11 protein-coding genes are annotated in these 12639 nt (G+C 57.6%); 3 read left to right on the top strand and 8 right to left on the bottom strand.

The genetic code is table 11. The features are described 5' to 3' along the window. Nucleotides 1-72: 72 nt before the first annotated feature. The 6 genes from LAP85_11695 to LAP85_11720 form a co-directional block, all read right to left on the bottom strand. Complete coding sequence (locus LAP85_11695) at nt 73-570, bottom strand: nitrous oxide reductase accessory protein NosL (GenBank protein MBZ5497057.1); 498 nt, start codon at nt 568-570, stop codon at nt 73-75. Beyond that, nucleotides 567-3851: an efflux RND transporter permease subunit gene (locus tag LAP85_11700; GenBank protein ID MBZ5497058.1), complete on the bottom strand. Its 3285-nt coding sequence runs from the start codon at nt 3849-3851 to the stop codon at nt 567-569. Before LAP85_11700 ends, LAP85_11695 begins: the two co-directional genes overlap by 4 nt. After that, complete coding sequence (locus LAP85_11705) at nt 3844-5616, bottom strand: efflux RND transporter periplasmic adaptor subunit (GenBank protein ID MBZ5497059.1); 1773 nt, start codon at nt 5614-5616, stop codon at nt 3844-3846. Before LAP85_11705 ends, LAP85_11700 begins: the two co-directional genes overlap by 8 nt. Nucleotides 5617-5651: 35 nt before the next feature. After that, a complete protein-coding gene (locus LAP85_11710; GenBank protein ID MBZ5497060.1) occupies nt 5652-6884 on the bottom strand; it encodes a TolC family protein in 1233 nt (410 codons plus the stop codon). A gap of 1143 nt (nt 6885-8027) precedes the next feature. Then, nucleotides 8028-8366 (bottom strand): hypothetical protein, encoded by a 339-nt coding sequence (locus LAP85_11715; protein MBZ5497061.1) that lies wholly within the window; start codon nt 8364-8366, stop codon nt 8028-8030. Nucleotides 8367-8368: 2 nt separating this feature from the next. Continuing rightward, nucleotides 8369-8767 carry a hypothetical protein gene (locus LAP85_11720; GenBank protein ID MBZ5497062.1) on the bottom strand — a complete coding sequence of 133 codons (399 nt, stop codon included), beginning with the start codon at nt 8765-8767 and terminating at the stop codon, nt 8369-8371. A 239-nt stretch (nt 8768-9006) separates the two neighbouring features. Here LAP85_11720 and LAP85_11725 point away from each other — a divergent pair, with 239 nt between their 5' ends. The 3 genes from LAP85_11725 (at nt 9007) to LAP85_11735 (ending at nt 10917) form a co-directional block, all read left to right on the top strand. Then, the gene (locus tag LAP85_11725; protein ID MBZ5497063.1) at nt 9007-9438 is read left to right on the top strand and encodes a hypothetical protein; all 432 of its coding nucleotides are present in this window, start codon (nt 9007-9009) and stop codon (nt 9436-9438) included. 307 nt (nt 9439-9745) lie between these two features. Then, on the top strand, nt 9746-10306 hold the full coding sequence (locus LAP85_11730; protein MBZ5497064.1) for a hypothetical protein: 561 nt from the start codon (nt 9746-9748) through the stop codon (nt 10304-10306). Next, complete coding sequence (locus LAP85_11735) at nt 10303-10917, top strand: hypothetical protein (protein ID MBZ5497065.1); 615 nt, start codon at nt 10303-10305, stop codon at nt 10915-10917. Before LAP85_11730 ends, LAP85_11735 begins: the two co-directional genes overlap by 4 nt. A gap of 200 nt (nt 10918-11117) precedes the next feature. Here the strand turns inward: LAP85_11735 and LAP85_11740 are convergent, their stop codons facing one another. After that, entirely contained in the window at nt 11118-11816 is a 699-nt protein-coding gene (locus LAP85_11740; GenBank protein ID MBZ5497066.1) for a hypothetical protein, read from the bottom strand. Nucleotides 11817-11902: 86 nt separating this feature from the next. Then, on the bottom strand, nt 11903-12160 hold the full coding sequence (locus tag LAP85_11745; GenBank protein ID MBZ5497067.1) for a hypothetical protein: 258 nt from the start codon (nt 12158-12160) through the stop codon (nt 11903-11905). Between the last annotated feature and the right edge of the window lie 479 nt (nt 12161-12639).

Here is a 12639-nt window from a genome sequence, read left to right on the forward strand (position 1 = left end):
TTTTCTCACCTTGGCGGTTCAATCCCCATTTCAGTGCCTGCGAGCTAAACTGTCGAAACTCGAATGGGTGCCTCACTGCTTTTTCACACTTTCGACGGCCTGCTCATAGGTCAGGAGCCTGCCTCCGTGGACGGCCTGGTAACTGCGGGCAGCCGCTTCTTCTTTGAATGCCGCCAGGCTGGGAAGACAGCGATCGAAGGTTCGATCAAACTCGACTCCCGGCTCGCGTGGCGGGGCTTCCGTCAAGGGGCCGCAGAGCTGTTCGTCGGACCCTTCCACGTAGAGTGCCTTCTGCCCATCGATTTTTACTCCAGTGGCGCGATCGGCAACCAAGAGTCCGGCAATCTGCCCAGGATGGTTCTGTTCATAATGCAGCGCGCAACGCGGGCAGCAGGTATGGACTTTGGAGCTGTTTTTCAATAGCACAATCGAATCGTGCGCGGCATGAACAGGCCGTCCACAGATGTCGCATTGCTGGCTTGGGAGTACAAGGCGCTGATAAGCCAGATAGCATCCGCCACCAACGACACCCAGGAGAATCAATCCGATAAGCACGTTTTTAATTTTCACGGGCTTACCTCCTTTGCAAGCGATCTGACTTCGCCGTACCATTTCCAGATCGCATAGATCGCGGGATAGACCGCAAGTTCCAGAATAAACGAAGTGAAAATGCCGCCGATCATGGGCGCCGCGATGCGCTTCATGACATCCGCGCCGCTTCCGGTCGACCACATGATCGGAACCAGACCGGTAAACATCACCCCCACCGTCATCACTTTGGGCCTGAGCCGCTTGACCGCTCCGTGCAATATCGCTTCTCTAAGGTCGGCCCACCCCTTCATTAAACCTTTATCCCTCGCTTCGTGGTACGCAAGATCGAGGTAGAGCAGCATGAACATCCCGGTTTCAGCATCGACGCCCATGAGGGCGATGAGGCCAACCCATACCGCGATGCTCATATTGTAGCCCAACAGGTAGAGGAACCAGATCGCGCCGACGGCTGAAAACGGCACGGCCAGGAAGATGATGATGGTTTTGGCAACCGACTTCGTGTTGAGATACAGGAGCATGAAGATGATGAAGATCGTGATGGGAACGACCACGTAGAGGCGCGCCTTTGCCAGTTCCATGTACTCGAACTGACCGCTCCAGATCAGCTGGTAGCCTGTAGGAAGCGTCAGGTTTTCCCGCAGGACTTTCTTGGCATCCGCGACATAGCTGCCGATGTCCCGCTTCGAGGTGTCGAAGTCCACGTAGACATATCCGCTCAACCTGCCGTTCTCGTCCCGGATCATCGATGGCCCGGTTACGAGCTTGATGTCGGCCAGTTGGGCTATCGGAATCTGGGTTCCGTTGGGCGCCATCACAAGAGTGCGGGTAAGCTTGTCGAGATCGCTCCGATAGTCGCGCAGGTAGCGCACATTGACAGGATAGCGCTCGCGGCCTTCAACCGTCGTAGTGACGTTTTCTCCCCCGATAGCCTGCATGACCACGTCGTTGGCGTCGTCGATCGTCATGCCGTAGCGAGCCAGGGCTTCGCGGTTGAGATCGAAATCCAGGAAGTACCCCCCTGCCGTCCGCTCGGCAAAGACGCTCTTGGTTCCGGCGACGTTTTTCAAGACGCTTTCGATATGGATTCCAAGCTCCTGCACCTTGTCGAGATCCGCGCCCATGATTTTGATGCCGATGGGCGTGCGCACGCCGGTAGTAAGCATGTCCACCCGAGCCTTGATGGGCATCGTCCAGGCATTGACCACCCCTGGGAACTGCATGGCGTCGTTCATACCGCCCGGACCATACACCAGCTCTTTGATACTCTTATGGTCCGGCCAGGCTCTTCGGAGCATCCCTTGAAGCCATTCCGGAGCCCATGGGGAATACCATTGTGGAACTTTAGGCCATTGCGCCTCGGGTTTCAGGACGATGACGGTTTCCATCATTGAAAATGGCGCGGGATCGGTAGCCGTTTCGGCTCGGCCGGCCTTTCCAAACACGCGTTCGACCTCGGGAAATTGCTTGAGGACTTTGTCCTGGACCTGGAGCAGCTTGCCCGCCTCGGTCACGGAAATACCTGGTGGCGTGGTCGGCATGTAAAGGAGGACGCCTTCGTTGAGTTCGGGCATGAACTCCGACCCCAGACGCTCAAACACCGGGACAGTGAAGGCAACCACCAAAATGGCCGCGCCGACAACTGCCCAGCGGTACTGCAACACGAAATCGCAGATTGGGTGGTAGATTTTCATCAGCGGCTTGCTGATGGGGTGGTTCTCTTCGCTATGAATCTTGCCGACGAGAACCGCATTCACAATAGAGGCCACCCATTTGGGACGGAACCGGTAAGGATCCATATGAGTAAAAAGCAACCGCATAGCCGGATCCAGAGTGATGGCGAGGAAGCCGGCAATTGCCATCGAGAAGGTCTTGGTATAAGCCAGCGGCTTGAAGAGCCGGCCTTCCTGACCTTCCAGCGTGAAGATGGGCAGGAACGAAACCGCGATAATCAGCAGCGCGAAAAAGCTCGGCCCACCCACTTCCTTAACTGCGCCGATGACCACATCTTTGTAACTGCCCCGCCTGCCCTCCGTATCCCAGTGTTCGAGCTTCTTGTGCGTTTGTTCCACCACGACAATGGCGGCGTCCACCATGGCGCCGATGGCGATGGCGATGCCGCCCAGACTCATGATGTTCGCCGTCATGTGCATGCCGTGCAGTGGGATGAACGCGATGATGATCGTGATCGGAATGGTCAGGATCGGGATGATGGCTGACGGGAAGTGCCACAGGAAGATCAGAATGACCAGGCTGACGATGGTCAACTCTTCAATGAGAGTACCCTTGAGGGTTTCGATGGCACGCTGGATCAGCTCGGCCCGGTCATAGGTAGTGACGATCTCCACGCCGGGCGGTAGGGACGCTTTCATCTCCTCGAGCTTCGCGCGCACCCGCTCGATCACTTTCAGGGCATTCTCGCCGTAGCGCATGATGACGATGCCGCCCACGGCCTCCCCTTCGCCATCGAGCTCAGCGATGCCCCGGCGGATGTCCGGACCCAAAGTAACAGTGCCGAGGTTTTTGACCAGAATCGGTGTCCCGCCGTTTTTGCTGGTGCCGACCACGATATTCTCGATGTCGGAGAGCTTCTTTATGTACCCGCGGCCCCGGACCATGTATTCGCGGCCGGAAAATTCCACCAGCCGGCCACCTACATCGTTGTTCCCCCGCTGCACCGCGCTGACTACGCGATCGATGGGAACGTCATAGGCCAGGAGAGCATTCGGATCCACGTTGATCTGGTACTGGCGTACGAAACCACCCAGAGGCGCGACCTCGGCGACGCCGGGAACCGCCTGGAGGGCATACCGCAAATACCAGTCCTGGAACGAACGCAGTTGCGCCAGATTGTTCTTGCCGGTCTTGTCTACCAGCGCGTACTCATAAACCCACCCCACTGCGGTCTCGTCACGAGCCAGCTCCACGTTCACACCCTGGGGAAGCCGGGGCAGGATGTTGCTCAAATACTCCAACGTGCGCGAGCGCGCCCAGTAGATGTCGGTGCCGTCTTCGAAGATGATGTAGACGTAGGAGAAACCGAAATCGGAAAATCCCCGAATGTCCTTTACTTTCGGCACCCCCAACATGGCGGAGATGATGGGGTAGGTTACCTGGTCTTCGATGATGTCGGGGCTGCGGTCCCACCGGGTGTAGATGATGACCTGCGTGTCGGAAAGATCAGGGATCGCATCCAAGGTGATGTTCTGGATGGACCAGACGCCGACCATGGTAGCGACCATGATGAAGAGGAGCACGATGAACTTGTTGTGCGCGCACGCCTCGATGATCTTGTTAATCATGGTTGTTTTGCTCCGGCTGCAATTGAGGATTGGAGGGGACCATGAACCCGCCTTTCTTTTGCGGTTGATGCTTGGATAGATCCATGGGGGCGCTCTGCGGTGCCGGCGCATCGGGCGACTTTTTGGTTTTTCCCCCTGAGGCGGCGCCGTGCTCCATCCCTGGGATCCCCATCCCGCCGGCCGCCGACTTCAACTTGCTTTCGGAGTCGATCAGGAAATTCCCGGAGGTCACTATCTTCTCGCCCGCCTTCAGCCCGCTGAGCACGATCACTCGGTTATCCACCCTGTCGCCGAGTACAACCTTGCGTGGCTCGAAGTACCCTCCTTCGAGAGCCACAAAGACCATTTGCTCGGCGCCGGAATCGAGGACGGCTTCCTGCGGGATAGCCAGCCTCTGTCCATAGTCGATCTTCAAGTCCGCATTCGCGTACATCTCGGGTTTGAGCGTGAAATCCGGGTTGGGGAACTCCGCCCGGACCCGGAGCGTGCGGGTGGTGTTGTCGAGCTGCGGGTAAATGTAAGTGACTTTGCCGCGGAAGGTCCGTCCGGGGAAAGAGTCGATCGTCAGCATGACCGTCTGGCCCAGTTGGACCTCATGAATCTCATACTCATAGAAATCAGCGATCGCCCAGACAGTCGACAAGTCGGCAATCGCATACAACTCCGTGTCAGGCGTGATGCGCTGATTTTCATAGGCGTTGCGGGCGGTGACGAATCCGCTCACCGGAGAATAGAGCATAAGCGCCTTTATTGGCTTCCTGGTTTTCTCGACCTCAGCTATCTGCTGCTCCGAGATATCCCACAGTTCCAGGCGTCTCCGAGCGGCTTCGAGCAGCGAGTTGGCGCCGGCGGCCACGTCTTTGTAAGAGCTGCTGCCCAGCTTCTCTTGTGCCCGCAGCGCGAGCAGATACTCGTCCTGTGTGGCGACCAGCTCCGGGCTGTATATGCTCAGCAGAGGCTGGTTCTTGGTGACAAGCTGGCCCGTAAAATCGACGAGAACCCGGTCAATCCAGCCCTCGATCTTTGCATGAATGCGCGCAATCCGGGTTTCGTCATACGATAATCGCGCCACCGCGCGGATGGTCTTTGTGAGCGGCTGCCGCGTCACCTCGCCATACTGCACACCGATCAGTTGCTGCTTTGCGGAGCTGATCTTGAATGCGTCTTCCTGAGGTTGAGCTGCGCCGCTTTGCTCCTCCGCATAGACGGGCACCAGATCCATGCCATCCGGGGCTTTGCCCGGCTTGTCGTAATGGTTCTGCGGATTCATGGCATCCTGCCAGTACAGAACCTTGCGTTCGCCGGAGATCGCCGCCTGCTCCGGTTCCTCTGCATAGACGGGCACCAGATCCATGCCGCAAATGGGGCACTTCCCCGGTTTATCCGACTTGACCTCATGATGCATGGAGCATCGATAATAGAGGATTTTCCGCTCGCCTGGCCTGGCGCTCCGGGCGCCCTGGGGCTTCCAGATCGACTCCAGGCTTCCGCGAAAGATGTAAGCCGCACCCGCTAGCGCAACGACGAACAGCAGCATCCAGATAGCCCGCCGCGGGTGGCGAGGCGCTGGGGGACCGGCAGGCGCAGGGGGAACAACCGGCCCGGGGAGGGTGGCAGCTTCGGGGGGAAAAATGGGCGCCGCGGGACCAGCGGGTTCGGGAGGAACAACCGGCCCAGGGGGAGTAGTGGACGCGCTTTTAGCCACCTGGTCTTCTTTCTGACGAGCCTCGCTTTTTTGATTTACGTTTTCTTCATCCGATGACATTGCATACCTCCACGTTCACTTACAAGGGGTGACGTCTATTCGGCAAGCACTTCTCCCGTTATCGCTTCCAGACTTGCCAGCGCCTTGTAGAAGTCCGCGAGCACCTCGTAGTACTTCATTTCATATTCCAGGACGGTTGTCTGATTACTCACTAGCGTCAGGAAGTCCACCGCGCCCACCCGGTAGCTGGATATCGAAGATTCCAAAGCGAGAGTTGCCTGGGGAATAATTGCGCCGCCATAAAGCTCCAGCAAATTAGCATCAGTAGTGGTTTTTAAGAATGGGTCCTTCAGGCGGAAATAGAGGGTCGACAGAGTGCTCTCATATTGGCGGCGTTGCCCGATGAGCTCGGAGGTGGCTGCCTCCAGTTCGGGCCTCTGCTTGCGCCAGAAATAGAGCGGCACAGTGGCTTTGACCATCAACCCATACATTTGCGGCATGTCGCTCCGGTTGTAGAAGGAAAAACCGAATTCAAAATCCGGATAGAATGATTTTTTAGCAAGTGACACGCCCAGCTCGCCACGATCGATGTCCTTTCGATTCATCTGCACCTGGGGATTTTTTGCCAGAGCCAGCTGGTAAAGCTCGTCCAGGGTCCGCGATAACTTCGGGTTTTGGAGTTCCTGCAGGCGGGCGATCGGAGTGTCGGGCGGGCGGTAGAGCAGAGTATTGATTCGCACCTGCGCAGTCTCTTTCTCTTGCCGCAGGACAGCCAGCCGGTCGAGCAGGCGCGATACTTCGACTTGCGCCTTGAGGACATCCTGCTGGGCTGCCTGGCCGACCTTGTAACGCGCCTGGCTGATCTCGGAGAACTGGAGCAGGAGATCTCTTGATTTTTCCACGACGTCCGTCAACTTTTGGGCCAGGAACAGGTCGTAGTAAGCCATCTTTAATTCCGAAACGGCCTCGCGGCGAACCTCTTCGTATCTCCACATCTCCGCATCTGCCTCGGCGGAAGCAATCTGCCCCTGCAGATTCAATTTCCCGGGGAACGGAATTTCCTGCGCCAATCGCAACACGCGGGCGCTGGAGGGATCGCCTGCCTGCAACGTCGGAGGGATGAGGTTCCCCATGTTTTCGTACGTGATGCTTGGGTCAGGAAGGGTTCGAGCGGGGAGAACCACGGCCCGCTTGGCGTCGACGGCGCGCCGGGCGGCGAGAATGGCAGGATTTTTCTGCAAGAGTTCCTGTACCAGCTGATCCAGGGTTCCATCCTGGCCGCGCGACGTGCCTGACAATGACGCCATGAAGGACAAGGCAAGAATCACGACCCTGATTTTCCTTGTTCGGGGATCATTTGCACAGTTTCGGTTTTCTCGCTGCATCATTTCCTCGCTACATTATTGTTGGGAAGAGTGCCACAGCCTTGATCGGATCCCATCCAGAACCTCGATTGGGAACATCCGAGCGTGAACTCCTGACCAGTCGGCCCGGTGCTTATGCGAAAAACCGGCATAATGGAGCCACAGGCAACAGAGCTCTATTGCCTCACAGGGTGGTCGTGGGGATCAGATGCGTAGAGGCGTGAAGCCGGGTGAGATGGGAATGGTCCCAGGCCTCAGGGCTCCCATGCCTGCCATTCGATCAGACAATTCTCCACAGGGAGAATCCGATGCAAGCATTGTCGAGACGCATGAGATCGCTTGCGGCAAAAAAGTCCGGGAAATCTGCTGCGGCTGTAATCCTTTGGGAATGGGAATTCCTATTCGGCAGCAATTATCATAAGGGGAGTGCTGAACCGGCTTGCTCTGTTCAGCCGCGTCAGATCCACGGTCTCGCTGGCAGGCACGATGCTCTTCATCAGAGCAGCACGACCGCTGAGCATGGGAGGCGCCGGCGTCTAAGCTCATGGGGCAACCAGGCTTGCAGAGAGTCAGTCCCGGCGACAGCAAAAGGGGCAGCATGACCAGGAAGCTTACAACCCTCGGGATCATCACGCGTAATTCCATTCTTCACCTGCTACCGGACTGCCGAGCAATCAGTGTGCCAATTCCCATGCATATCTTTAACAATACTGTGAAAAGCATATATCTGACGCGGTATCTGCACAAGATTGGCCCATCCCAGTCTGCTCCTGCCAGTCATATCAACACTCGCCGGGGGGAATACGAAATTTCCCGCGCCCGGCATTCTGATGCAACCCCACAGGGTCAAATTGCCTAACCTTAGTGTTGGATTTTCAACACTCTGCTGCTGCATATTCATCATTTATTGAAGATTATCCACACCCGGATTCTTGTTTGTGGGTGCGCAAACCCATTGCGGATTGCGGCGAAAAACGGGACGAGAAGACCGCGACCAAGAACGCCGGGGCCGCACCCGGTCGTGACGAAAGTCCACAAAGAGCGGGCCTTCTGGAGGCAGTTGTCAGACTCGGCTGGTTGCGCGCCGGAAGCGCTGACGGGGACATTTTACTGGTTCCAGGTGAAGTTATAGGTCAGCTTGACCTGGAACTGGTAGGAGGGCTGTTCGAGGCCACGCCGGGTCGTCTGGTTATAGATCACGAACAAATCGCTGAAGCCGACCTCGGGGTTGAAGTTTGCCCCGATGTCTTCATAGACGGCGGTGACCCGGAAACGGTCGTCTTCAAAGTAGGACCCCACACGGCCCGACGCAAAACTCGAGTGCACGCCGGGCGTGTCCGTTCCCATGAGGAATGTAATGATCTGCCAGTGGTCGGAAAGGTTGATCAGCGCGTCGATCCCGGCCGCGCGGTTGTAGCGCGTCAAGGCGCCGCCCTCGCGATTCACGATCATGGCTCCGATCGATGACCTGCCGAACACGTCGCGCTTGAGGCGCGCCACCGTGAATTGCTGGCGCGGAATGCCGGAATCCGAGGCGAGATCTCCCATACCAGCAGCGCGGTCTCAGTGAACTGCAGAGTCTGGTTCCGGCTCTCGCTGTGATAGCCGCGCGAAGCCAGATTGAAGCTGCCCAGACCGGAATCACGGATGTCGGTGCGCGAGAACGAGTAACGAACCGTCAAGGTATTCTTGCTGTTGAGCTGATAGTCGACGCGCGGGCTTACGTTCACGCGCCGCTGCGGGATCCGCGGCACCGCTTCCGCATGACTGTAAGGTTTTCCACAGTTCACCGGATCACCAAGACTCCAGGATTGCACAGCCGGGGCTTCGTAGGGCACGATCGACATGGGACTGGCGCAACGCCTTTGACTTAAGCGGCAGGTTCTTCCGTTCAGGACTCGAATTTGGGATAAACTTGGCAACTGTGGCTGGCGAGCTGTCCATCGGTCGGGTGCGGAAGGTTTCCCTGAGGCAGAGAAGGAAGTGGTCGGGATGCTGCGACGGCGAAAGAGGCGGCCTGAAGTGCGACGATCCTGTCGCTGATTCATCTCACGCTTTGATCGTGATTGCTTGGGGATAGAGAAAAATGAGATCGTCACTGTCGGTTTTGATGCTCATGGCCGGCTGTTTGATGGTCGCCGGTCAGTCCCAGGAAACGAGTCTGGATTCCGGAAAACTGGTTATGTTCAAGGGCGGCAAAATGACCGGCAGCGAAACATTCACGATCAAAAATCCCGAAGGCGCTGAAAGCGTCACCACGCTCAACCTGGAAGGTGCTTCACTGAACTTCAGGACCGCGACCGACTACCAAGGCGCACAGCCAAAGAGTTTCAGCCTGGTGAAGGAACCCGGCACCAGGCTCCTGTTCACGATCGACGGGGGCCAGGTAAAAGTGACCGGCACGACCGAAGCTTCCGGAAAAACCGATGCATCCGCGCTGATTCTGGAGAACCTGGTATGGCATCAGTTGGCCAAGACTTGCTCGACACAATCACTGGCTGGTTCGAACAGAAATTGAAGCCGGGAAGGTAATCACGGCTAAGGGCACGTTCCGCCGGCGGTCACCGCTTTGATGGCAGATTCGGTCTTCGATGGACAGAGCGGTCGACAGGCAGGCAGCCTTTCAAAACGCCTCCGGATGCTATCAAGGATCCTCCAGCGACAGCGTTGCCGGATGAGGCCACTTTTAGTGTAGAATCGGCCCGGCACCGGCTCCCGGCACTGTCCGCGGGGCGGACCTGTTCACGGCACCAACAGAAGCGGCTCTCATTCCGGACATGGAGTCCAAATACCGGCCCTTTCCTTTTGTGCGCGGGATCTACGATATGCACGAATCAGCGGAAAACAATGGGCCGTCCGGCGCCCCGATCACTCCACCATGGGCCTGCGGAATCTGTGCCGGCCTGCACGCGAGCGGCTGCCGTGAGGTGGTCTATGTTCCGGACAATCCGCTTTCCTGCATCCTGGAGGTGCTCGTGAGGGATTATCCGGATGTGAGGGCGACGCTTGCGACACGCGAGGAAGAGGCGCTCGGGATTGCGGCAGGGCTCTACCTCGGCGGCACCCGACCGGCGCTGATGATGCAATCGAGCGGGCTTGGCAATACGCTCAATGCCCTAGGCTCCTTGCTCGTCGCCTACCGGATCCCGGTTCTGTTCATCATCAGCATGCGTGGAGGCCCTGACGAGTGGAACTGTGCCCAGGTTCCGATGGGACGCGCCGTCGTGCCCGTTCTCGACGCCTTCGGCATTCAGCACATGGCGATCGAACACCATGGGACGGCCGAAGAAACAGTTCGTGCCGCCGCCTCACTGGCATCCCATACCCACCTCCCCGTGGCCTGCCTGCTGCCACGGACCCTTACCGTGCCGGGAGGGCGCCCATGAATCGAATTGAGGCGACCGCATGCCTCTCGCAAACGCTGACGGACGAACCGGTCGTGGTAAGCCTCGGTCATCCCGCCTACGACCTGTTCGCCGCCGGAGACCGACCGCTCAATCTCTACACCTGGGGCAGCATGGGGCTCACAACCTCGATCGCCCTGGGCTTGGCACTGGCACGTCCCGATCGCCGGGTGGTGGCGCTGGACGGCGATGGTTCGCTGCTGATGAACCTGGGCAGCCTGGCCACCATCGGCGCCTGTGCCCCGCCGAATCTCTTCATCGTAGTGATGGACAACGGGAAGTACGGCACTACCGGAGGGCAGGCAACGCCTACCAGCGGTGCAGCTGATCTGGAAAGCGCCGCACGCGCCCTGGGAATTGCGCAGACCACAACCGTCCGGGACCTGGCGGCGCTGGAGGCGGTGCTGCGCGAGAGCCGCGGCGCTCCCGGCCCATGGTTGGTGGTGGCCAAGGTGGACGAATCGGCGCCGACGGCCAAGCCACCGCTTGACTGTGTGTTTATCAAGCAGCGCTTCATGGCGGCGCTCGGTGACTCCGAGACGGGACCGAAGGGGACAAGCTCGCCCCGGGCTCGATTCCGAGGCCGGCCATGAGTGCTGGTGTCTCGAAATAGCTAAACCAGGGCCAAGAATCGAGGCTGAGCCCTGATTCAGCCCATGTTTTTAGACTGATAAGCTGAGCGCATTCGGGATGTTTCGGTCCGAGCCCGTTTCCGCACAAGACTGTCGGCGGCGGTTGGTGTTTTTCGGCGTCCAGAGATCCATTTTTGCCATGCACTCGTGAATAATCCGGACTATCGTTTTTTCTTGCCCCTGCCCTTGCCCTTCTGGTCCTCTTTGTCCGGTTTGCCCTTGTCCCTGTCCTTCCTGATTTCATCGTTAATGACGAGGAACCTGCTTTCGCGGCCGCGCATCGCAATTACCGTTTCCGGAGGCATCCTGTAGTGTTCGGACATGAACCTGAGGTTGACGAGATCGACGACTTCGTGATCGCTAAGCCGGAACTTCTTCCAATCCCGGGTTGGCCCGTATTTCCTGTAGTACCCATAGGCGTTGCCGTAAGGCGGCCCGATCCGTCCCGGGCCTACAGGAACGAAGAAAATGTCCGGGGTGAGACGGTAGTGGAAAGCTATGTCGAGCCAGGACATTCTCTGGATCCGGAGACTGAGGATGGCCGCGGGCTCGACATGGGCCCGCGCAGCGAGGAAAAAGACGACCGGCAGTTCCTCCTCCGGGCATCTATAACGATCCCTAACCTCCACCACCAGCCGAGGCTGTATTCCATAGTGGTCGCCAATGGCAAGATAGAAACTCTGCAGCCTCCCATCGGAAATTCCAATCCCGAGATCGATATCACGGGTCTGCGCCGTTGCAGAGCCCTGGCTGGAAAAGAGTCCGATGAGCGTGACGAGAATGCCGTATACGACCATCTGCTTTTTCCCGCCGGTTACCTGACTTCCATCGCATCGCTTTGAAGAAGATCCTTGTAGCATTTCATCCGCCTCCATTTCGGCGTTCGCCGTGAATCTATGAGCGCTCACTGTGCCGAGGAGATAGCGGCAACGGCTCCTGCTCAAAATCATGCAATCAACGTTCCAGCAGAGGAAAGCCGTAACTGCCTTGCACAGCAGTGTTTTTGATGGATCAGATCGGCATTGGGGAAATTTGAACCGTATGATTCAGGGAAATCTTCCCGGCCAGAAGCCCAGCTAAACTGGGCCTCTTGATCCATCTTCTTGGCCATCTCCTCCGGTTCCAGCCTTCTGATTGAGAGCAACTCGATCTTCTGCGCCTTCTTCGAGCAGCCCATGGCCCGGCCTGCAAGACTCATCGACATCAGCAACATCCGTCTGTCGCAAAAGATCCAACCATTGTGGAATCGGAGCAGGCAAAAGAGAAGGTCATACGGCACAAAAACCCAAGATGAGGGCGCAGCCTCCAGCGCCCCACCCATGACGTGGACATTTGGTCTTATCTTTCACATTTCAGGGCGGACCAGATGTGAAGATTGTGTGAAGACTGAGCTAACCGGATTTATTGATGAAGCAGAACCGCACGCGGATGAAAAGCAAAAAAATTGGACGCCGACCAGGACCGGACGGTCGGCGTCGGTCAGCGTTTTTCCGTGTCCGAAACTGCATTTTGGTCGCACATTCATGAATAATCCGGGCTAAATCCAATACTGTTCACTTAACAAACGAAGTGTGGTATCCTGTGGTAAATTTTCACAGGAGGACCGCATATGGCACGTACCGTTGCTGAGCTTCCAAGCGGCTCCCGCATTACGGATTACATCAGTCTGGGCGTTATTACAAA

The organism is Terriglobia bacterium, from assembly GCA_020072565.1.
Lineage (GTDB): Bacteria > Acidobacteriota > UBA6911 > UBA6911 > UBA6911 > JAFNAG01.